General features: G+C 60.9%; 18 protein-coding genes and 1 pseudogene. 13 read left to right on the top strand and 6 right to left on the bottom strand.

Annotation, left to right across the window (positions count from 1 at the left end):
- Window positions 1–119: 119 nt before the first annotated feature.
- Both SOP95_RS05995 and ompR read right to left on the bottom strand, forming a co-directional pair.
- Window positions 120–1,433: an ATP-binding protein gene (locus SOP95_RS05995; protein WP_274075089.1), complete on the bottom strand. Its 1,314-nt coding sequence runs from the start codon at window positions 1,431–1,433 to the stop codon at window positions 120–122.
- A 116-nt stretch (window positions 1,434–1,549) separates the two neighbouring features.
- A complete protein-coding gene (ompR, locus tag SOP95_RS06000) occupies window positions 1,550–2,290 on the bottom strand; it encodes an osmolarity response regulator transcription factor OmpR (protein ID WP_218441155.1) in 741 nt (246 codons plus the stop codon).
- A gap of 360 nt (window positions 2,291–2,650) precedes the next feature.
- Here ompR and SOP95_RS06005 point away from each other — a divergent pair, with 360 nt between their 5' ends.
- The 7 genes from SOP95_RS06005 (at window position 2,651) to tauD (ending at window position 11,004) form a co-directional block, all read left to right on the top strand.
- Complete coding sequence (locus SOP95_RS06005) at window positions 2,651–4,975, top strand: Tex family protein (protein ID WP_274075088.1); 2,325 nt, start codon at window positions 2,651–2,653, stop codon at window positions 4,973–4,975.
- Window positions 4,975–5,358: a PaaI family thioesterase gene (locus SOP95_RS06010; RefSeq protein ID WP_274075087.1), complete on the top strand. Its 384-nt coding sequence runs from the start codon at window positions 4,975–4,977 to the stop codon at window positions 5,356–5,358. The genes SOP95_RS06005 and SOP95_RS06010 overlap by 1 nt, the downstream gene beginning before the upstream one ends.
- Window positions 5,359–5,615: 257 nt before the next feature.
- A complete protein-coding gene (gshA, locus tag SOP95_RS06015; protein ID WP_274075086.1) occupies window positions 5,616–7,199 on the top strand; it encodes a glutamate--cysteine ligase in 1,584 nt (527 codons plus the stop codon).
- A 219-nt stretch (window positions 7,200–7,418) separates the two neighbouring features.
- The gene (gene tauA, locus SOP95_RS06020) at window positions 7,419–8,396 is read left to right on the top strand and encodes a taurine ABC transporter substrate-binding protein (RefSeq protein ID WP_323606547.1); all 978 of its coding nucleotides are present in this window, start codon (window positions 7,419–7,421) and stop codon (window positions 8,394–8,396) included.
- Window positions 8,397–8,412: 16 nt separating this feature from the next.
- On the top strand, window positions 8,413–9,207 hold the full coding sequence (gene tauB / locus SOP95_RS06025) for a taurine ABC transporter ATP-binding subunit (RefSeq protein ID WP_323606548.1): 795 nt from the start codon (window positions 8,413–8,415) through the stop codon (window positions 9,205–9,207).
- Window positions 9,204–10,037 carry a taurine ABC transporter permease TauC gene (gene tauC, locus SOP95_RS06030; protein WP_323606549.1) on the top strand — a complete coding sequence of 278 codons (834 nt, stop codon included), beginning with the start codon at window positions 9,204–9,206 and terminating at the stop codon, window positions 10,035–10,037. Before tauB ends, tauC begins: the two co-directional genes overlap by 4 nt.
- Window positions 10,038–10,164: 127 nt before the next feature.
- Window positions 10,165–11,004, top strand: coding sequence for a taurine dioxygenase (gene tauD / locus SOP95_RS06035; RefSeq protein WP_323606550.1), 840 nt, complete (start codon window positions 10,165–10,167; stop codon window positions 11,002–11,004).
- A gap of 90 nt (window positions 11,005–11,094) precedes the next feature.
- Here the strand turns inward: tauD and mgrA are convergent, their stop codons facing one another.
- Together mgrA and SOP95_RS06045 are read right to left on the bottom strand one after the other, a co-directional pair.
- Window positions 11,095–12,132 (bottom strand): L-glyceraldehyde 3-phosphate reductase, encoded by a 1,038-nt coding sequence (mgrA, locus tag SOP95_RS06040; RefSeq protein WP_274075081.1) that lies wholly within the window; start codon window positions 12,130–12,132, stop codon window positions 11,095–11,097.
- A 125-nt stretch (window positions 12,133–12,257) separates the two neighbouring features.
- Window positions 12,258–12,386: pseudogene (locus SOP95_RS06045) on the bottom strand (LysR family transcriptional regulator); the annotation flags it as partial.
- Window positions 12,387–12,610: 224 nt separating this feature from the next.
- On the opposite strand from SOP95_RS06045, the gene SOP95_RS06050 reads away from it, so the two are divergent.
- Window positions 12,611–12,871: a hypothetical protein gene (locus SOP95_RS06050; RefSeq protein ID WP_274075080.1), complete on the top strand. Its 261-nt coding sequence runs from the start codon at window positions 12,611–12,613 to the stop codon at window positions 12,869–12,871.
- A 6-nt stretch (window positions 12,872–12,877) separates the two neighbouring features.
- Here SOP95_RS06050 and betT read toward each other — a convergent pair whose 3' ends face one another.
- Both betT and epsC read right to left on the bottom strand, forming a co-directional pair.
- A complete protein-coding gene (betT, locus tag SOP95_RS06055) occupies window positions 12,878–14,833 on the bottom strand; it encodes a choline transporter BetT (RefSeq protein WP_323606559.1) in 1,956 nt (651 codons plus the stop codon).
- Window positions 14,834–15,153: 320 nt separating this feature from the next.
- Complete coding sequence (gene epsC, locus SOP95_RS06060; RefSeq protein WP_323606551.1) at window positions 15,154–16,080, bottom strand: serine O-acetyltransferase EpsC; 927 nt, start codon at window positions 16,078–16,080, stop codon at window positions 15,154–15,156.
- A gap of 190 nt (window positions 16,081–16,270) precedes the next feature.
- Between epsC and SOP95_RS06065 the strand changes: the two genes are divergently transcribed.
- From SOP95_RS06065 to SOP95_RS06085, 5 genes are all read left to right on the top strand, one after another.
- A complete protein-coding gene (locus tag SOP95_RS06065; protein ID WP_274075079.1) occupies window positions 16,271–17,263 on the top strand; it encodes a D-cysteine desulfhydrase in 993 nt (330 codons plus the stop codon).
- A gap of 292 nt (window positions 17,264–17,555) precedes the next feature.
- Window positions 17,556–18,356 (top strand): cystine ABC transporter substrate-binding protein, encoded by an 801-nt coding sequence (tcyJ, locus tag SOP95_RS06070; protein WP_077186170.1) that lies wholly within the window; start codon window positions 17,556–17,558, stop codon window positions 18,354–18,356.
- Window positions 18,356–19,021 carry a cystine ABC transporter permease gene (gene tcyL, locus SOP95_RS06075; RefSeq protein ID WP_274075077.1) on the top strand — a complete coding sequence of 222 codons (666 nt, stop codon included), beginning with the start codon at window positions 18,356–18,358 and terminating at the stop codon, window positions 19,019–19,021. The genes tcyJ and tcyL overlap by 1 nt, the downstream gene beginning before the upstream one ends.
- A gap of 4 nt (window positions 19,022–19,025) precedes the next feature.
- Complete coding sequence (gene tcyN, locus SOP95_RS06080; RefSeq protein ID WP_274075076.1) at window positions 19,026–19,781, top strand: L-cystine ABC transporter ATP-binding protein TcyN; 756 nt, start codon at window positions 19,026–19,028, stop codon at window positions 19,779–19,781.
- A 454-nt stretch (window positions 19,782–20,235) separates the two neighbouring features.
- Window positions 20,236–20,997 carry a hypothetical protein gene (locus SOP95_RS06085; RefSeq protein ID WP_323606552.1) on the top strand — a complete coding sequence of 254 codons (762 nt, stop codon included), beginning with the start codon at window positions 20,236–20,238 and terminating at the stop codon, window positions 20,995–20,997.
- The last annotated feature ends 81 nt before the right edge of the window (window positions 20,998–21,078 follow it).

Genomic DNA, 21,078 nt, shown 5'->3' on the forward strand with positions numbered 1-21,078 from the left:
GCGGGCAAGCCTGCTCCCACAGTGATTTCCAGTGAATACAGACTTTGGATACACCCCAGATCACTGTGGGAGCGGGCTTGCTCGCGAAGGGGCCATCAGCTCCACTGAAAAATCGGGTTTTAAACAGCGTCCCGCGGCAACATCAGCCCCAACGGCAAGCGCACCCGCGCTTCCAGGCCGCCCCCCGAACGGTTGCGCAACTCAACATTGCCACCATGCATCGAAGCGATCCGCTTCACGATCGCCAGTCCCAAACCAGTACCCTTGCCGCCCCGAGCGCGGTCACCCCGGGTGAACGGGTTGAAAATGGCTTCCAGCTCGGATGGATCTATCCCGGCGCCACGGTCCATGACGCTCAGGACGACATAAGGCGCACTGGTATCCCCGGACACATAAGCCGCCACCTCGACCCCGCTGCCCGCATGATTCAAGGCGTTGCCAATCAGGTTGTTCAACAGCCGCTTCATCGACACCCGCCGCAACGGGAACGGCTGGATCGGCTCCAGGCGCAGTTGTACTTTCTCTTCGTTCTGGTTGTACGGTGCGGCGACCTCGCGGACGAGATCGCTCAGGTCCACCTCCTCCACCGACTCGTCACGACCATCGCGAATGAACGCCAGGAACTGATCGAGAATGGCGTCCATGTCCTCGATATCGCGCACCATGGCGTCCGTCAGGTCGTTATGGTCGCCCATCAGCTCCAGCGACAGGCGCAACCGGGTCAACGGCGTGCGCAGGTCATGGGAAACCCCGGCCAGCATCAGTTCGCGCTCGCGACCGGCCTGCTCGACGTCTTCGGCCATCTGGTTGAAGGCGCGATAGACCTCGGTCATTTCACTGGGCGTATCACTGATCGGCAGGCGCACGCTGCGCCCCTGGCCGAGTTGCCGCGCGGCATACACCAGGCGTTTGAGGGGCTGATTGAGCTGGCTGACGAAGATCCACGCCGAGGCCGTGGAAAGCAGGCCGATGGCGAGGAACCAGCCGAGCACATTCCAGATTTTCTGGCCACGCAACGGGTGCGGATACAGCGGCACTTTCAGCCAGCCATCGCCCAGGCTGGGCGCCCGAACCCACAGCGCCGGTGGCGAGTGCATGCGCAAGCGCACCTCGGTATCGGCCCCCAGTTCGTCTTGCATCTGCCGCTGATAGATCTCGCTGTAGGGCCAGTGTTGTTCGCCCTCCGGCACACCGGCGCCCACCACCCGGATCAGGGTTGCCGCATCGGCGATCTTTTCGCGATTTTCTTCATCGGCGGCCCAGTAGGCGCGCAGCGTCAAGGCGACGCCATGGCTGTACTGGCGGTCCACCAGCACGTCTTCGTTCATCAGCAGATAAACCAGGGTCAGCGCCTTGGAAAACAGCACGACGATCAGCACCAGCCAAAGGGTGCGGGAGAAGAAACTCTGGGGGAACCAAACCGGGGTTTTCATGGGTAACCGTTAAACACGTGCAGGAGCGAGCGATGCTCGCACATTGCCGGTCGCGAGTCTGCGGGCAAGGCCATCTTGCCCGTTGCCCGCACAAACCCGCGCCTACAAATCGTCGATCACTTGGTGGCGGCGCCATCCGGAACGAACACGTAACCCACACCCCAGACGGTCTGGATGTAGCGTGGCTTGGACGGATCGGGTTCGATCATCCGGCGCAGGCGGGAAATCTGCACGTCGATGGAGCGCTCCAGGGCATCCCACTCACGACCACGGGCCAGGTTCATCAGCTTGTCGCGGGTCAATGGCTGGCGGGCATTCATCACCAATGCCTTGAGCACCGCGAATTCGCCGGTGGTGAGCATGTGCACTTCTTCGCCACGCTTGAGTTCGCGGGTGGCCAGGGACAGCTCGTAGTCACCGAAGGTCACGCTTTCGTCTTCGCTGCCCGGCGCGCCCGGCACTGGAGCCGACTGACGACGCAGGACGGCTTTTACGCGGGCCATCAGCTCGTCCGGGTTGAACGGCTTGGCCAGGTAATCGTCGGCGCCCAGCTCCAGGCCCTTGATCCGGCTCAGCTCATCGCCCTTGGCGGTCAGCATGATGATCGGGATTTGATTGTTCGCGCCGCGCAGGCGGCGGCAGGCGGTCAGGCCGTCTTCGCCGGGCAACATCAGGTCGAGGACGACCAGGTTGAACACTTCGCGCGCCAGCAGGCGATCCATTTGCTCAGTGTTCGGTACGGCGCGGGCGCGGTAGCCCTTGCTGACGAAAAAACGTTCCAACAGGCTGCTCAGCCCTGGATCGTCGTCAACGATAAGAATTTTTTCGCCTTCAGCAGTTTGTGCAGTGCTGCTCATTGGATGCTCCTTTGATCTCGGCGCGCATTATGGCGTAGCTGCCGTTATACGCACCGTGTGCATTGTTAGCAGATTTTTCCTTTATCGCCAGAAATCCGGGGATTATGCCTACAACCTGCGATGTCCCCGAAGGACGCAACGCTGGTTATAATGCGCGGCCTTTTGTGTCAGGCAACGTCTGATCGTTACGCCGGCCAGCTGCTTTTTATTTTCATGGCGCCGGCAGTAATTGTTCGATTTCACGGGTCAACGGGATACCTTTGATCCAGGTAGCGGCGCAGGCCAGGCCGCTCAACCAGACTCGCCAGGCCTTTATCTGCGCGCCTGCGAGCCTGCTTTCACAATTTGTCAGGTGGTTTTATGGACAGCATCAACAGCCGCATCGCCGAGGAACTCGGCGTACGCCCACAACAGGTCGAAGCGGCCGTCGCGCTACTCGATGAAGGCTCCACGGTGCCCTTCATCGCCCGTTACCGGAAAGAAGTGACCGGCAGCCTCGATGACACCCAGCTGCGTCATCTGGAAGAGCGTCTGCGCTACCTGCGAGAACTCGACGAACGGCGCATCAGCATCCTTGCCAGCATCCAGGAGCAAGGCAAGCTGACCCCGCAACTCGAACGCGACATCAAGCTCGCCGACACCAAGACCCGTCTCGAAGACCTTTACCTGCCGTACAAGCAGAAGCGCCGCACCAAGGGCCAGATCGCCCTGGAAGCCGGTCTCGGCGAATTGGCTGACGGTCTGTTCAACGACCCGACCCTGAGCCCGGAAACCGAAGCCTCGCGCTTCATCGACGCCGAAAAAGGCGTGGCCGACGTGAAGGCAGCCCTCGAAGGCGCCAAGTACATCCTCATGGAGCGCTTCGCCGAAGACGCCGGCTTGCTCGACAAGTTGCGCAGCTACCTGAAGCAGGAAGCCACCCTCAGTGCCCGCGTGATCGCTGGCAAGGAAGAGGAAGGCGCCAAGTTCCGCGACTACTTCGAACACGACGAACCGCTGAAAAGCATGCCGTCGCACCGCGCCCTGGCGATTTTCCGTGGTCGCAACGAAGGCATCCTCAGCTCCGCGCTGAAGGTCGGCGACGAACTGCCGGGCACCATGCACCCGTGCGAGGGCATGATCGGCCAGCAGTTCGGCATCCAGAACCAGAACCGCGCCGCCGACAAATGGCTGGGCGAAGTGGTGCGCTGGACCTGGAAGGTCAAGCTCTACACCCACCTGGAAACCGACCTGCTGGGCGAGCTGCGCGACGGCGCGGAAACCGAGGCGATCAACGTGTTCGCCCACAACCTGCACGACTTGCTGCTGTCGGCACCGGCCGGCCCGCGCGCAACCCTGGGCCTCGACCCGGGCCTGCGTACCGGCTGCAAGGTTGCGGTGGTCGACTCCACCGGCAAGCTGCTCGATCACGCCACGGTTTACCCGCACGTGCCGCACAACAAGTGGGACCAGACCATCGCGATTCTTGCCGCCCTGTGCGCCAAGCACTCCGTGGACCTGATCGCCATCGGCAACGGCACCGCCAGCCGTGAGACCGACAAGCTGGCCGCCGAGCTGATCAAAAAATACCCAGCCATGAAGATGACCAAGGTCATGGTTTCCGAGGCGGGCGCTTCGGTGTACTCGGCGTCTGAACTGGCCTCGAAGGAATTCCCGGATCTGGACGTTTCGATCCGTGGTGCCGTTTCGATTGCCCGCCGCCTGCAAGACCCGCTGGCGGAGCTTGTGAAGATCGATCCGAAATCCATCGGGGTCGGCCAGTACCAGCACGATGTGTCGCAGCTGAAACTGGCCCGTGGCCTGGATGCGGTGGTCGAAGACTGCGTGAACGCCGTGGGCGTCGACGTCAACACCGCCTCCGTGGCGTTGCTGGCGCGGATCTCCGGCCTCAACGCGACCCTGGCGCAGAACATCGTCAGCCACCGCGACGAGCACGGCGCATTCAAGACCCGCGCGGCGCTGAAGAAAGTCGCGCGCCTGGGCGAAAAAACCTTCGAACAGGCCGCTGGTTTCCTGCGCGTCATGAACGGCGAGAACCCGCTGGATTCGTCCGCCGTGCACCCGGAAGCCTATCCCCTGGTACAGCGCATCGCCGCCGAGACCGACCGCGATATCCGCTCGCTGATCGGCGATGCCGCGTTCCTCAAGCGCCTCGATCCGAAGAAGTACACCGATGAAACCTTCGGCCTGCCGACGGTCACCGACATCCTGCAAGAGCTTGAAAAACCTGGTCGCGACCCGCGTCCCGAGTTCAAGACCGCCGAGTTCCAGGAAGGCGTCGAAGACCTCAAGGACCTGCAGCTGGGCATGATTCTCGAAGGCGTGGTCACCAACGTGACAAACTTCGGCGCATTCGTCGATATCGGCGTGCATCAGGACGGTTTGGTGCACATCTCCGCACTTTCGGAGAAGTTCATCAAGGATCCACGGGAAGCGGTCAAGGCCGGTGATGTGGTCAAGGTCAAGGTCATGGAAGTCGACATCCCGCGTAAACGCGTGGGCCTGTCGATGCGCATGAGCGACACCCCGGGCGAGAAAATCGACGGCGCCCGTGGTGCGCGTCCGGGTTCGGCGCCACGCCAATCCCAGAACACCGCACCGCGCAAGGAAACCACGGCCGCAGCGCCGAGCAACAACGCCATGGCGTCGCTGTTCGCCAACGCCAAACAGTTGAAGAAGCGCTGATGGACGTCCCTGCCGGGTACACCGAAAGCGCATTTTTCAAGCTGCTGGGCTGCCGTTTGCACAGCCTGGAAACCGGGGTGGCGCAAGTCGCCCTGGTGCTTGAGCCACAACTGCGCAATCGCGCCAACAAGCTGCACGGCGGGGCCTTGTTCAGCCTGGTGGACATTGCCATGGGGCTGGCCTGCTCCAGCACCCACGGCTTTGACCAGCAGAGCGCGACCATCGAGTGCAAGATCAACTACATCCGCGCCGTCGCTGACGGCGAGGTGATGTGCACGGCCCGGGTGATCCACCCGGGTCGGCGCACGCTGGTGGTCGAAGCCGATGTGATGCAAGGCGACAAACTGGTCGCTAAAGCACAAGGCACGTTCGCTGTCCTGTAGCTAGATGTCATCGATTTGAGTTAATTTCGGCGCTGTGACCACAGCGTCGGAATTTCCTGTGGGAGCGCGCTTGCCCGCGAAGGCGGTGTGTCAGGTAATTATCTGTTGGCTGACACAACTTCTTCGCGAGCAAGCCCGCTCCCACATCGATTGCGGCGAGTTCCAAAACCAGGCGAAAACGCCAGTTTTAACTTCACCCTTGTAGACCGTCTTGCCCACCCCCATATTGGGGCGACTGACGCGTGAAGGAATCCAACTTGAGCGAACTTCTCAACCGCCGCCTGGCTCTGCTCGGCGAGCGCGCAAACCTCTCTCTGCTCGAACAGTGCCTTCACGGCATCGAACGTGAATGCCTGCGCGTGACCGATGAAGGTCGCCTGGCGCAAACGCCGCACCCGGAAGAATTGGGTTCCGCGCTGACCAACGAACAGATCACCACCGATTATTCCGAGTCGCTGCTGGAGTTCATCACCCCGGCCCTGCCCGACCCGGCCGATACGCTGGCGAGCCTGGACAGCATTCACCGTTTTGCCTACAGCAAGCTCGGCAACGAGTACCTGTGGAGCCCCTCGATGCCGTGTCCGCTGCCGGCCGAGGAAGATATCCCGATCGCCTACTACGGCACGTCCAATATCGGTCAGCTCAAGTACGTCTATCGCAAGGGCCTGGCCCTGCGCTACGGCAAGACCATGCAGTGCATCGCCGGCATTCACTACAACTTTTCCCTGCCGGAAAAACTCTGGCCGCTGCTCAAGCAGGCCGAAGGCTTTGTCGGCACCGACCGCGACTATCAGTCGTCGTCCTACATCGCGCTGATCCGTAACTTCCGCCGCTACAGCTGGCTGCTGATGTACCTGTTCGGCGCATCCCCTGCGCTGGACGCCGGGTTCCTGCGTGGTCGCTCGCACCAGTTGGAACAGCTGGACCCGGATACCCTGTACTTGCCGTACGCCACCAGCCTGCGCATGAGCGACCTGGGTTACCAGAGCAACGCCCAGGCCGGCCTGACGCCGTGCTACAACGACCTGAACAGCTACACCGACAGCCTGCGCAAAGCGGTGGCGACACCCTATCCGCCTTATGTCGAAGTCGGCACCCATAAGGACGGTGAGTGGGTCCAGCTCAACACCAACATCCTGCAGATCGAGAACGAGTACTACTCCAACATCCGCCCGAAACGCGTGACCTACACCGGCGAGCGGCCGATCCAGGCGTTGGTGGCCCGCGGCATCCAGTACGTCGAAGTGCGCTGCCTGGACATCAACCCCTTCCTGCCGATGGGCATCGACCTCACCGAGTCGCGTTTCCTCGACGCGTTCCTGCTGTACTGCGCGCTGAACGACAGTCCGTTGCTGACCAACACCAGCTGCGGGAATGCGACCTCCAACTTCCTCAGCGTGGTCAAGGAAGGTCGTCGCCCGGGCCTGCAATTGCAACGCGACGGGCAACCGGTCGACCTGAAGGAGTGGGCTGGCCAATTGCTGGAGCGCATTGCACCGCTGGCCGCGCTGCTGGATCAGAGCCACGGCGGCGATGCCCACAGCAAGGCGCTGGACGCGCAGATGGCCAAGGTCCAGAACCCTGCCCTGACGCCATCGGCCCAGGTACTGGCGGCCATGGCCGAGCATAAGGAAAGCTTTGCCCAGTTCTCCCTGCGTCAGAGCCGGGTCCACGCGGAGTTTTTCCGCAGCGAGCCGTTGCCGGCCGAGCAACAGGCGAAGTTTGAAGAGCGGGCGCGTTCGTCGCTGGCTCAGCAAGCGGAGCTGGAGCAGAACGAAGTCGGTGATTTCGATGTGTTTGTCGGCTCGTACCAGGCAAGCATCCTGGCGATCAGCAATTAATCGAAAATCACGCAAAACCTGTAGGAGCTGGCTTGCCAGCGAAGGCGGTGCAACCGTCACACCGCGCCGCCTGGTTCGCCAGCAAGCCGGCTCCTACAAAGAGACTCTTAGAATTTTCCGCTCATAAGCTCATTCGAAAAAGTTATTTATTTTCGGATTCTTATATCATTTAGTCTCCTTTTCACGCCGACTCTCGGTCGCCTGACAAGGAGCTTCCCGATGAAACTGAATTTCCCTCTTCGCTTGCTGGCGGCCGCCTCCCTGGCTGCGGCGAGTCTGTTTGCCCAGGCGGCTGACGTGACCGTCGCTTACCAGACCACGGTAGACCCGGCAAAAGTCGCCCAGGCCGACGGCGCGTATGAAAAAGCCACCAAGGCCGACATCAACTGGCGCAAATTCGATAACGGTGCCGACATCATCGCCGCCATCGCCTCGGGTGACGTGCAGATCGGCTACCTCGGTTCCAGCCCGCTGACAGCCGCCATCACCCGCAAGGTGCCGGTGGAGACCTTCCTGATTGCCACCCAGATCGGCGCCGCCGAAGCCCTGGTGGCCCGCGACGGTTCCGGGATCAAGACCCCGCAGGACCTGATCGGCAAGAAAATCGCCGTACCGTTCGTGTCCACCGGCCACTACAGCCTACTGGCCGCGCTCAAGCACTGGAACATCGACCCCTCGAAAGTCACCGTGCTCAACCTCGCTCCACCAGCCATCATTGCCGCGTGGAAACGCGGTGACATCGACGCCACTTACGTGTGGGACCCGGCCCTCGGTGTAGCCAAGGAAAACGGCAAAGTGCTGATCACCTCCGGCGAACTGGCCAAGTTCGGTGCGCCGACCTTCGATGCCTGGATCGTGCGTAAGGACTTCGCCGAGAAGCACCCGGAAATCGTCACCGCGTTCGCCAAAGTCACCCTGGATGCCTACGCCGAATACCGCAAGGACCCACAAGCCTGGTTGGCCAATCAAGGCAACGTCGACAAGCTGGTAAAACTCTCCGGCGCCAAGGCCAGCGACATTCCGCTGCTGCTGCAAGGCAACGTCTACCCACTGGCGGCTGACCAGGTGATCACCCTCGGCGCGCCGACCACCAAGGCCATCACCGACACCGCCGCGTTCCTCAAGGAACAAGGCAAGGTCGACGCTGTGCTGCCGGACTACGCGCCGTACGTCAGCGCCAAGTTCATCACGGATTGATCGGGAGTTAATGACGATGGCTTTGCTACAGCTGGAGCGCATCAGCGCACAGTACCCCGGCAGCCCTGCACCAGTGCTGGCGGATATTTCCCTGACCCTCGGCCCCCAGCAGTTGCTGGTGGCCCTCGGTCCGTCCGGCAGTGGCAAGACTTCGCTGTTGAACCTGATTGCCGGTTTCGTCGAGCCCAGCGCCGGGCGCATCACCCTTGACGGCGTGCCGGTCAAAGGGCCGAGCGCCGAACGCGGCGTGGTGTTCCAGGACGACGCCTTGCTGCCCTGGCAGGACGTGCTGGCCAACGTAGGTTTCGGCCTGGAATTGGCCGGCGTTGCCCGGGACCAACGCGAAGTCCGCGCAAGGGAAATGCTTGCGCTGGTGGACCTTTCCGGCTTCGAAAGCCGCCGTATCTGGCAACTCTCGGGCGGCCAGAAGCAACGTGTCGGCCTGGCCCGCGCGCTCGCTGCCGACCCGCGGGTGTTGCTGATGGACGAACCCTTCGGCGCCCTCGACGCCTTCACCCGCGAACAGATGCAGGAGCTGCTGCTGCAAGTCTGGCGGCGCACCGCCAAGCCGGTGTTCCTGATTACCCACGACATTGAAGAAGCGGTGTTCCTCGCCACGGATCTGATTCTGCTGGCGCCGAATCCTGGGCAGATCGTCGAGCGACTGCAGCTGGATTTCGGCCAGCGCTACGCCGCGGGGGAATCGGCCCGGTCGATCAAGTCCGATCCACGCTTTATCGAAACCCGCGAACACGTACTCGCCAAAGTGTTCTCCCAACGCAGCGCCGCCCAGCGGCAGGAGCGCGCATGAGCAGCTACGAAGTTCCCGTTGCAGCGGTCAAGCCAGGCTCCACGGTCACGTCCCTGCGCCGCAGTTTGAGCACTCGCTGGATCAGCGTGCTGACCCTGGTCGCGCTCGTTGCCATCTGGTGGGCGGTCACCGCCACTGGAATGATCGAACCACTGTTTCTGCCGCCACCGTCCGCCGTGCTGCAAAAAGGCTGGTTGCTGGTCACCAGCGGCTACATGGATTCGACCTTGTGGCAGCACCTGGGCGCGAGCCTCAGCCGCATCGGCCTGGGCCTCGGCTTCGCGGTGCTGACCGCCGTTCCGGTAGGCATCGCCATCGGTGCCAACCGGATTGCCCGGGGCGTGCTGGATCCTTTGATCGAGTTCTACCGCCCTATTCCTCCGCTGGCGTACCTGCCGCTGATCGTGATCTGGTGCGGCATCGGTGAGTTGTCGAAAGTGCTGCTGATCTACCTGGCGATTTTCGCCCCGATCGCCATCGCTACAGCGACCGGCGTGCGCACGGTAGACCCGGCGAAACTGCGCGCCGCGCAGTCACTGGGTGCGACCCGCGCGCAGTTGATTCGCCATGTGATCCTGCCCAGTGCCTTGCCGGATATCTTGACTGGCGTGCGCATTGGCCTCGGAGTTGGTTGGTCGACACTGGTGGCCGCCGAACTGATCGCCGCCACCAGCGGCCTGGGTTTCATGGTGCAGTCGGCTGCGCAGTTCCTGGTCACCGATGTGGTGGTGCTGGGGATTCTGGTGATCGCGCTGATCGCCTTCGCCATGGAGATGGGCCTGCGCGCCTTGCAACGCAAACTGGTGCCATGGCACGGCCAGGCTCACTGATTTTTAAATGTGGGAGCGGGCTTGCTCGCGAAAGCGGTGTGACAGTCACTTTTTGTTGCCTGACAGTCTGCATTCGCGAGCAAGCCCGCTCCCACAAAAAGAACGCCCCGGATTGAAGAGAACCACCATGAGCCACCTGACCATCGTCCCTCTAAGCTCGGCCCTCGGCGCGCAAATCAGCGGCGTCGACGTCAGCCAGCCGCTGAACCTGGAACAACGCGACGCCATAGAGCAGGCGCTGCTCAAGCATCAGGTGCTGTTCTTCCGTGACCAGCCGATCACGCCGCAGCAGCAGGCGCGATTCGCCGCCAATTTCGGCGACCTGCACATTCACCCGATCTACCCGAACGTGCCGGAACAACCTGAGGTACTGATCCTCGACACCGCCGTCACAGACGTGCGCGACAACGCGATCTGGCACACCGACGTGACCTTCCTGCCAACCCCGGCCATGGGCGCGGTGCTCAGTGCCAAGCTGCTGCCGGAGTTTGGCGGCGATACCCTGTGGGCCAGCGGCATCGCGGCGTATGAAGCCTTGTCGGCGCCGATGAAAACCCTGCTCGAAGGGCTGACCGCCACCCATGACTTCACCCGTTCGTTTCCGCTGGAGCGCTATGGCAACACGCCCGAAGCGCTGGCCCAATGGGAAGAGGCACGGCGCAAGAATCCGCCGCTGTCGCACCCGGTGATCCGCACGCATCCGGTGAGCGGGCGTCGCTCACTGTTCGTCAACGAGGGCTTCACCTCGAAGATCAACGAGCTATCGGACACCGAGAGCGAGGCGATCCTGAAGTTCCTGTTCGCCCATTCGACCCGGCCGGAATTCACCATTCGCTGGCGCTGGCAGAAAGACGACATCGCGTTCTGGGACAACCGCGTGACCCAGCATTACGCGGTGGATGACTATCGCCCGGCGCGGCGGGTGATGCAGCGGGCGACGGTGTTGGGAGATGTGCCGTTTTTTTAAGATCAAAAGATCGCAGCCTGCGGCAGCTCCTACAAGGAAATGCGTTCCCCTGTAGGAGCTGCCGCAGGCTGCGATCTTTTGCTTTACAGCTTACTCAGCGGTAGAAGGCTTCTCCCAAAGATTGATCCCACCCTCCTGGGCAAACCGGTCAATCTCCGCCAGCTCCTCAGCACTGAAACTCAGGTTCTTCAACGCCCCGACGTTCTCGATGATCTGCTCCGGCCGGCTGGCACCGATCAGCGCCGAGGTCACCCGCGGGTCACGCAGGGTCCAGGCCAGCGCCAGTTGCGCCAGGCTCTGGCCACGACGCCTGGCGATCTCGTTGAGTGCACGCACATGCGCAATGTTGGCCTCGGACAAGTGCGAGGCCTGCAACGAACCACCGCCAGGACGGTTGACCCGCGCATCCGCCGGCACGCCGTTGAGGTACTTGTCCGTCAGCAAACCCTGGGCCAGCGGTGTGAATGCAATGACACCGGTGCCGAGTTCATCGGTGGTGTCCAGCAGGTCCTTTTCCACCCAACGATTAAGCAGGTTGTAAGCCGGTTGGTGAATCAACAGCGGTACTTTCCACTCTTTGAGCAACGCCGCCATTTCACGGGTTTTCACCCCGGAATAAGACGAGATGCCGATGTACAGCGCCTTGCCCTGTTGCACCGCCGTGGCCAGCGCGCTGGCGGTTTCCTCCAGCGGGGTGTCGGGGTCGAAACGGTGGGAGTAGAAAATATCCACGTAGTCCAGGCCCAGGCGCTGCAGGCTCTGGTCGAGACTGGCAAGCACGTACTTGCGCGAGCCGCCGCCCTGACCGTAAGGGCCGGGCCACATGTCCCAACCGGCCTTGCTGGAAATGATCAGCTCGTCGCGGTACTGCTTGAAGTCTTCACGCAGCAAACGGCCGAAATTGATCTCGGCACTGCCGTACGGAGGGCCGTAGTTGTTTGCCAGGTCAAAATGGTTGATCCCAAGGTCGAAAGCCGTGCGCAACAACGCGCGCTGGGTATCGATCGGCGTGCTGTCGCCGAAGTTGTGCCACAGGCCCAGGGACAGCGCCGGCAGTACCAGGCCGCTGCGGCCAACGCGGCGGTAGGGGATGGAGTCGTAGCGGTTTTCGGCAGCGGTGTAAGTCATCGAATCCTCTCTTGCCTGTCTTGAATCTGGTCTCGACTGCTTTGCCAGTCGCCCAGCATACGCCCAGACAAACGCCAGAAAACCTGAGACTCGAAAAATGGCTGAAACGTTTCACATTTTTCCATTCAAACGGCCCCCGCAAACACCTCCCCCAACCAATCCACAAACACCCGAACCCGTGGCGACATGTGCCGGTTGTGCGGGTACTGGATCAGGCCCAGTCCGGCGATCGCTGAGGCGACATAAATTTCCGCGGCCGGATTCGGCTTGGGTCAACGGGCAGATTCTGCGAGTGAACGGTGGGTTGGTTTAACTATGCTCAAACCGATATCGAAGTGACCCATTCGCGAGCAAGCCCGCTCCCACATTGATCCCGGTTGCTCACAAGATTAATGTTCAAAGGAGATACCCTGTGGGAGCGGGCTTGCTCGCGAAGGCGGCCGACCAGTCAATACACATCCGGCAGGCAAAACACACCATGCACACCACCATCATCATCACTTTTGGCCTGATCCTGCTCGCCCTGATGCTGTACATCGGCGAAAAGATCGGCTTCCCCCGCCAGGTCCTGGCCTACAGCTTCATCGTGCTGTGGCTGGCCCTGACGCTGATCAATGGCGCGGTGGGCATGGTGCATGCCGGCCAGCCGCTGGGCACGGAACTGGTGGTGGGCAGCGCCGTGTTCGGTATCCCGGTGGCGGCGCTGGTGTTGTTCATGGTGATGACCACCGAGGCCTAGACCCGCTCAACGCACCAGGTGCAAGAACTGCATGTGCCGTTCGTACTGGTCAAGGATGTCGTTGATGATCTGTTCCTTGGTGTATCCCACCAGATCGTAGTTCTGACTGCCCTCGCTCAAATGCACTTCGGCCCGGTAATAGCGCCGGTTGTTGAGTTCCTTGGAGCCCATGCCGCCGCGGGCGAATGACGGCGTAAAGTAGCCGCGCATCTGTACCTGATAGATGAACGGGTGTTCGTCGCCGTGACCGATTTCCAGGCTGACGCTGTCATTGACCGGCTCAGGGTGAGTCACGACCTTCAGGCCCTTTTCGATAAACACCGCCGACACCTCTTCGATGGCCGGGCGTATCGTCGAATCGAGGAAGCGATAGACCTCGTCCCGCGACGGGAAATGCACCGCCTGACTCAAGCGCTGGCGCCAACCACCGCGCCGCGAACCGGACACTGGTGCCAGGGAATGCATCTGCGCAATCTGCTTCTGCGATTCCAGATAAAACGCTTTATGCAGGCCCCACATCATCAACAGCAAAATCAGCGAGAACGGCAGCGAAGTCAGGACCACGGCGGACTTCAACGCATCGATGCTGCCGGAAAACAGCAGCGCACTGGTCACCAGCGCAGTCATTGCGCCCCAGAACACCCGCAGCCATTTCGGCCCGTCTTCATCCGGGTTGCCACCCTTGGCGGACAGCGTCGACAACACCACGGTGCCGGAATCGGCGGAGGTGACGAAGAACACGAAGCTGATGAACACCGTGACCGCGATCACGGTCTTGCTCCACGGGTAGGTTTCCAGCAGCAGGTAGAGGGTCATTGACGGGTTGTCGATGGCCGACATGCCCAGCGCCGACATGCCGTGGTTGAGCACCTGATCGATGGCGCTGTTGCCGAAGATCGACATCCACGCCAGGGTGAAGCCCAGCGGAATCAGGAGCACGCCGAAAACGAACTCGCGGATGGTGCGGCCACGGGAAATCCGCGCAATGAACAGGCCCACGAACGGCGACCAGGCGATCCACCAGGCCCAGTAGAACACCGTCCAGCCACCCAGCCAGTCGCTAGGCTTGTCGTAGGCGTAGAGGTCGAAACTCTTCATCGGCAAGGCGCCGAGGTAGTCGCCGACGTTCTGGATCAGGGTATTGAGCAGGTGCTGGGTGGGCCCGGCGAACAACACGAACAGCAGCAGCGCACAGGCCAGCAGCATGTTGATGTCGGACATGACCCGCACGCCCTTGTCGACGCCGGACACCGCGACGATGATCGCCGCGCCCATCATCAGCGTGATCAGGCCGACCTGGATCCACTGGGTGTGAGCAATGCCGAACAGGTAGTCCAGGCCCGAATTGAGGTGCAACACGCCAAAGCCCATGTCGGCACCGAGACCGAACACCGTGGCGATGATGCCAAAGCCGTCCACCGCGTAACCGATGGGGCCATTGATGCGCTTGCCGATCAGCGGGTACAGCGCCGAGCGCAGGGCCAGCGGCAGGTTATGCCGGTAGGCGAAGTAGGCCAGCGCCATGCCGACAAAGGCGAACACGCCCCAACCATGCAGGCCCCAGTGCAGGAACAGGATCTGCATCGCCTGCCGCGCCGCATCCGCCGTGCCGGCCTCACCCTGGGGCGGTTGCAGCATATGGGTCAGGGGCTCGGACACGCAGAAGAAAAACAGCGTGATGCTGATCCCGGCGGCGAACAGCATGCCGGCCCAGGACAGATAACTGAATTCGGGCTCGTCGTGGTCGGCACCGAGTTTTATCTTGCCGTAGCCCGATAACGCGGTGACCACCACGAAGACCAGATACAGGGTCATCGCCAGCATGTAGTACCAGCCAACCGTGTTGGCCGCCCAGTTTTGCGCCGCCAGCAGCCAGGCGCCGGCCTGTTCGGGCATGGCAATGACCACGATGCCGAACAGCAGAATGAAGGTCGCCGCGAAGTAGAACACCGGCGGATTCATGCGGACCAGGCCGCTTGGGGGAATGGACGATGCACTCATTGCAGGTGCACCTCGAAGGGGTCAATCGTGGCTGTAGAAATCGGACTCAGCAAAGGCAAGCCTCCTGTTGTGAGCGGGCAGCGAACCACCGGTTTAACTTGAATGAACGTTCAAGTTAAACATGAATAGGGGGCTAAGGACTAATTCCAGGGCTCGGCGGTCATGCTTTTGTAGGAGCTGCCGTAGGCTGCGATCTTTTGATTTTTGCTTTTGCGGTGCTTCTGAAAAGATCGCAGCCTCGTTGCACGAGACAGCTCCTACAGGGGGTTGCTGACAGCTTCTTACTTCTGAGCCCCGTCATCCAGTTGCAGATTGGCCTGGGTCAGGTTACTGCCCGCTGGCACACTGCGGGTCAGCCAGACATTGCCGCCAATGGTCGAGCCCTTGCCGATAGTGATCCGCCCCAGAATCGTCGCCCCGGCGTAAATCACCACGTCATCCTCGACGATCGGATGCCGCGCCTGGCCCTTCTGCAACTGGCCGTCTTCATCCGCCGGAAAGCGCTTGGCACCCAAGGTTACCGCCTGATAAATCCGCACCCGCTCGCCGATGATCGCGGTCTCGCCGATCACCACACCGGTCCCGTGGTCGATGAAGAAACTGCGGCCAATCTGCGCGCCCGGGTGAATGTCGATACCGGTGGCCGAGTGGGCGATTTCCGCGCTGATGCGAGCCAGCAATGGCAAGCCGGCGCGATATAGATGGTGGGCCAGGCGATGGTGAATCACCGCCAGGATGCCCGGATAGCACAGCAGCACTTCGTCGACGCTGCGTGCCGCCGGATCGCCGTGATAAGCCGCCAGAACGTCGGTGTCCAACAGACTGCGCAGCCCCGGCAACGCGAGGGCGAAGTCCTGGATGATCTGAATGGTTTTCGCCTCGACCTCAGTGTCGGCCTGGGCGCTGTGACGGGCGGCATAGCGCAATTCGAGCCGTGCCTGCGCCAGCAACGCATTCAACGCCACATCGAGGGTGTGGCCGACGTAGAAATCCTCACTCTCTTCGCGCAAGTCTACCGGCCCCAGGCGCATCGGGAACAGTGCCCCGCAGAGTGCCTCGAGAATCTCCGCCATGGCGGCCCGTGACGGCAACTCGCGACCACCCTGCTCACCGCTGGCGCGGCCGTTTTGTGCACGCCACTGCTCACGTGCCGTACGCAGTTGGCTAACGATGGTTTGCAACTGCCAATGACTGGAACGCTCACTCACGGTAAAAACTCCTCACGGGCGGCCGGACAGTCTGGCCGCACTGACGGCGATTACTTTACGGCAAGGCTCGCAAGCGAAATTAAGAACCAATTGTGCTGTCGTAATTACAATCGGCTATAAGCGATTCACGGTTGCCCCGACAAAGTGGCGTGCCTATAGTCCAGAGACCTTCCACCGCCAGTACGGACCCATGATCAAACAACAGCTTGCCCGCTTCAACCGTCTAGACCTGCTGGGCCAACCGACCGCCCTCGAAAAACTCGAACGCTTGTCGGCCTGGCTGGGGCGCGACGTCTACGTCAAACGCGATGACCTGACCCCACTGGCGATGGGCGGCAACAAGCTGCGCAAACTCGAATATTTGGCGGCCGATGCCCTGGCCCAGGGCGCAGATACCTTGATCACGGCGGGAGCGCTGCAGTCCAACCATGTACGCCAGACCGCTGCCATTGCGGCCAAGCTGGGTCTGGGCTGCGTGGCCCTGCTGGAAAACCCCCTGGGCACCGACGACGCCAATTATGTCGGCAACGGCAATCGGCTGTTGCTGGATCTGTTCGATGCCAAGGTCGAGCTGGTCGAAAATCTGGATAACGCCGACGAGCAATTGCAATCCCTGGCTGCTCGCCTGCGCAGCAACGGCAAGAAGCCGTATCTGGTGCCGATCGGTGGCTCCAATGCGCTGGGCGCCCTGGGTTACGTGCGAGCCGGTCTGGAACTGGCCGAACAGATCAAGGACACCGGGCTGAATTTTGCCGCCGTCGTCCTCGCCTCGGGCAGCGCCGGAACCCACAGCGGCCTGGCATTGGCGTTGAGCGAAGTATTGCCGGAATTGCCAGTCATCGGCGTCACGGTTTCGCGCAGCGATGAAGACCAGCGGCCAAAGGTCCAGGGCCTGGCCGAGCGTACCGCCGAGTTGCTGGGGGTGACGTTGCCTGAGAGTTTCAAGGTCGAGTTGTGGGACGAGTATTTCTCGCCACGTTACGGCGAGCCCAATGCCGGGACGCTGGCAGCGGTGAAGCTGCTGGCCGGCCAGGAAGGCCTGTTACTGGACCCGGTCTACACTGGCAAGGCCATGGCGGGTTTGTTGGACGGGATCGGACGTTCACGTTTCGATGAGGGCCCGATCATCTTCCTGCACACCGGCGGGGCGCCGGCGTTGTTTGCCTATACGAGCTTCTTGTAAGAACCAAGATCAAAAGATCGCAGCCTTCGGCAGCTCCTGCAGATGTACGCAATCCCCTGTAGGAGCTGCCGATGGCTGCGATCTTTTCATCAGGCAACTCATATTCCTTTAAGAAATAAGAAAAATAGAATTTATTATTTTCTAATCTAAAAGCACCATCATATAGTCACGCCGCAGGCGAATTTGCAGCGAGACGCATACGCTGCTTTAGGGCAGGATATCGCAGTCGTCCAAATCCCGAATTTGCCAACTTTCCTTAAGCGTCTTCCATAAGAAAACACAGGGGCTTGTCATGAATTTTTCCGCACTACGTCGAAATCTGCTGGTGGGTTCGCTGGGCCTGGCCCTCAGTGCCGGCCTGATTGGCCAGGCCGTGGCCGGTGAGCAGCTGCAACAAATCAAGGACAAAGGCGTGATCAACGTCGGCCTGGAAGGCACCTACCCACCGTTCAGCTTCGTCGACGCCGACGGCAAACTGACCGGCTTCGAAGTCGAGTTCTCCGAAGCCCTGGCCAAAGAGCTGGGTGTGAAGGTCAAGCTGCAACCGACCAAATGGGACGGCATCCTCGCGGCACTGGAATCCAAGCGCCTGGACGCGGTGATCAACCAGGTGACCATCTCCGAAGAGCGCAAGAAGAAGTATGACTTCTCCGAGCCCTACACCGTTTCCGGAATCCAGGCGCTGGTACTGACCAAGAAAGCCGCCGAGCTGAACATCAAGTCCGCGGCCGACCTGGGTGGCAAGAAAGTCGGCGTGGGCCTGGGCACCAACTACGAGCAGTGGGTCAAGGCCAACGTGCCGACCGCTGACGTGCGCACCTATGAAGACGATCCGACCAAGTTCCAGGACCTGCGTGTCGGCCGTATCGACGCCATCCTGATCGACCGTCTGGCCGCGCTGGAATACGCCAAGAAAGCCAAGGACACCACCGCTGCCGGTGAAGCGTTCTCCCGCCAGGAGGCCGGCATTGCCCTGCGCAAAGGCGAGCCTGAACTGCTGGCAGCCGTGAACAAGGCCATCGACAAGCTGCGCGCCGACGGCACGCTGAAAAAGCTTTCGGAAAAATACTTCAGCGCTGACGTCACTCAATAATGGAAGAAGCTTTTCAACTCGCACTGGACTCCCTGCCCTTCCTGCTCAAGGGGGCCTACTACACGGTCATCTTGAGCCTGGGCGGGATGTTCTTCGGCCTGGTGATGGGCTTCGGCCTGGCACTGATGCGCCTGTCGCGCTTCAAGCTGATCAGCTGGATCGCCCGCATCTACGTGTCGTTCTTTCGCGGTACGCCGTTGCTGGTGCAACTGTTCGTGATCTATTACGGCCTGCCGCAATTGGGCATGGAACTCGACCCGCTGCCGGCGGCCCTGATCGGCTTCTCGCTGAACATGGCCGCCTATGCCTGTGAAATCCTGCGTTCGGCGATCAGTTCCATCGAGCGCGGCCAATGGGAAGCTGCCGCCAGTATCGGCATGACCCGCGCGCAAACCCTGCGCCGGGCCATCCTGCCGCAGGCGATGCGCACCGCATTGCCGCCACTGGGCAACAGCTTCATTTCGCTGGTCAAGGACACCGCGCTGGCGGCCACCATCCAGGTGCCGGAGCTGTTCCGCCAAGCACAGCTGATCACCGCCCGTACCTTTGAAGTCTTCACCATGTACCTTGCCGCCGCGCTGATCTACTGGGTCCTGGCTACGGTGCTGTCGCACCTGCAGAACCAGCTGGAAGCACGGGTCAACCGGCACGACCAGGAGTCCTGACCCCATGATTGTCGTGGAAAAACTGACAAAGCAGTTCAAGGGTCAAGTGGTGCTCAACGGCATCGATCTGCAAGTGAAGGAAGGCGAGGTGGTGGCGATCATCGGGCCAAGCGGCTCGGGCAAGACCACCTTCCTGCGCTGCCTGAACTTCCTCGAAGAACCCACCAGCGGCCGGATCAAGGTCGGCGACATCGAGATCGATACCAGCCGCCCGCTTAACCAGCAACAGAGCCTGGTGCGCCGTTTGCGCCAGCACGTGGGCTTCGTGTTCCAGAACTTCAACCTGTTCCCCCACCGCACCGCCCTGGAAAACGTTATCGAAGGCCCGATCATCGTCAAGAAGATCGCGCACGCCGAGGCCGTTGCCCTGGGTAAAAAGCTGTTGGCCAGGGTCGGCCTTGCAGGCAAGGAAGACGCTTACCCGCGCCGCCTTTCCGGTGGTCAGCAACAGCGTGTGGCGATCGCCCGCGCGCTGGCGATGGAGCCGGAAGTGATCCTGTTCGATGAACCGACCTCGGCGCTCGACCCGGAGCTGGTGGGCGAAGTCCTGTCGACCATTCGCAGCCTGGCCGAGGAGAATCGCACCATGGTCATCGTCACCCACGAAATGGGGTTTGCCCGCGACGTGGCCAATCGTGTGGTGTTTTTCGACAAGGGCGTGATCGTCGAACAAGGCGAAGCGAAGGCGTTGTTTGCCAACCCCAAGGAAGAACGCACGAAACAGTTTCTCAGCAAGTTCCTGAACAACGCCCACAACTAAACCTCTCGTAACATCGGTCAACTTCCATGGATGGAAGTGCCACCCTCCCCGCACCAAACTCTTACTCTTACATAATTAAATGTACGTGCACGACAAGCACATCTTGTCAGCGCACTCGATACATATATGTATTGCGCAACAGTTTTGCCGACTGGACATCCAAGCGCATCGTGAACCCATATAATGCGCCAGCCCCTCATAAAACGGCGCCTTGAGCAGGTAAAGTCGACTCATCGGAACGGCTTATTAACTTTAACGCGTAGGAGTTTTCTGAATAACACCCAGCACTTCATTTAACTAGTCCACTCTATTGACACTGACTCCAGCGCACTCTTATCTAGTCTCCTGCCAGCGGCACTGATCACGCCAAATCATTATTTCAAATCAAAGTAATGAACGGTTTTGCTGTTGTTTCCCGAAACGGACTTCATTGCAAAACATCAAGGAGACTTCCATGACATGCACCTCAAATAAAATCGAACTTGCCGCCCCGACACTGGCGCAGTCCCACAAGGCCGGGATCAACCTCGCCTCGGCCGCGCACTTGCTGATCGAGGTGCCACCCTACCCCGGGATGGACGAAGGCGACCTGATCGAACTGTTCTGGGACAACTGCTACGTCGCCTCGAGGGCCCTGAAGGCCAATGAGATCGGCCAACCCGTTCAGCTACGGGTACCCGAGAGCTTTATCGCCAGTGGCGCTTCTCGCGTTCACTATCGAATCATGCAAATCGGGCAGGCCCCGATCGTATCGCCCGCCCGGCGGCTGCAGTCAAAACTCGAGTGCCCCGGTGGACAGCCTACTGCGCTGACTGGCGACGAGAACCAGAGCCTGGCACCGGTAAAACTTCCCGGAACGATTTGCCGGCAGGGGGTGAATCCCAACCAGATCAAGCGCGGCGTGCCAGTCACTATCGAGCCGTACCTGAACATGGCCGCCGATGACGAAATCACCCTGCGCTGGGGCGATGCCCGCATGGATTTGCCGCCACTCAAGGAGAGTGAGGTGGGCCAGCCGATTCAGATCTGGGTGCCACCGGCGATCATTCTCGAAGCCGGCGAAGACCTGCGCCTGGAGGTGACTTACTGCATCCTTGATCGTGTCGGCAACAATTCGCGCTGGGCGCCAGCACGGGCGTTGAAGATTGGTTGTGCCAATCCCTATCTCAAGGTGCCGAAAAAAGAACACCTCAATGCCGCCGAACGACGAAAGTGATGAGGCGCAGCTTGACCTTCTATACATATTCCTAAAAGTTAGTTCAAAAAACATTTATACACGTTTAGGGTATATAAACCG

It is taken from the genome of Pseudomonas sp. YuFO8, from assembly GCF_035065025.1.
Lineage (GTDB): Bacteria > Pseudomonadota > Gammaproteobacteria > Pseudomonadales > Pseudomonadaceae > Aquipseudomonas > Aquipseudomonas putida_AE.

Bases quoted from the DNA above. Each gene is read 5' to 3' on its own strand.
- tauC (WP_323606549.1), top strand. From the start codon at position 9,204: ATGAGCAGCTACGAAGTTCCCGTTGCAGCGGTCAAGCCAGGCTCCACG.
- SOP95_RS05995 (WP_274075089.1), bottom strand. From the start codon at position 1,433: ATGAAAACCCCGGTTTGGTTCCCCCAGAGTTTCTTCTCCCGCACCCTT.
- tcyN (WP_274075076.1), top strand. From the start codon at position 19,026: ATGATTGTCGTGGAAAAACTGACAAAGCAGTTCAAGGGTCAAGTGGTG.
- SOP95_RS06065 (WP_274075079.1), top strand. From the start codon at position 16,271: ATGATCAAACAACAGCTTGCCCGCTTCAACCGTCTAGACCTGCTGGGC.
- SOP95_RS06005 (WP_274075088.1), top strand. From the start codon at position 2,651: ATGGACAGCATCAACAGCCGCATCGCCGAGGAACTCGGCGTACGCCCA.
- betT (WP_323606559.1), bottom strand. From the start codon at position 14,833: ATGAATCCGCCGGTGTTCTACTTCGCGGCGACCTTCATTCTGCTGTTC.
- tauA (WP_323606547.1), top strand. From the start codon at position 7,419: ATGAAACTGAATTTCCCTCTTCGCTTGCTGGCGGCCGCCTCCCTGGCT.
- SOP95_RS06085 (WP_323606552.1), top strand. From the start codon at position 20,236: ATGACATGCACCTCAAATAAAATCGAACTTGCCGCCCCGACACTGGCG.
- tcyJ (WP_077186170.1), top strand. From the start codon at position 17,556: ATGAATTTTTCCGCACTACGTCGAAATCTGCTGGTGGGTTCGCTGGGC.
- ompR (WP_218441155.1), bottom strand. From the start codon at position 2,290: ATGAGCAGCACTGCACAAACTGCTGAAGGCGAAAAAATTCTTATCGTT.
- tauD (WP_323606550.1), top strand. From the start codon at position 10,165: ATGAGCCACCTGACCATCGTCCCTCTAAGCTCGGCCCTCGGCGCGCAA.
- SOP95_RS06050 (WP_274075080.1), top strand. From the start codon at position 12,611: ATGCACACCACCATCATCATCACTTTTGGCCTGATCCTGCTCGCCCTG.
- mgrA (WP_274075081.1), bottom strand. From the start codon at position 12,132: ATGACTTACACCGCTGCCGAAAACCGCTACGACTCCATCCCCTACCGC.
- tcyL (WP_274075077.1), top strand. From the start codon at position 18,356: ATGGAAGAAGCTTTTCAACTCGCACTGGACTCCCTGCCCTTCCTGCTC.
- tauB (WP_323606548.1), top strand. From the start codon at position 8,413: ATGGCTTTGCTACAGCTGGAGCGCATCAGCGCACAGTACCCCGGCAGC.
- SOP95_RS06010 (WP_274075087.1), top strand. From the start codon at position 4,975: ATGGACGTCCCTGCCGGGTACACCGAAAGCGCATTTTTCAAGCTGCTG.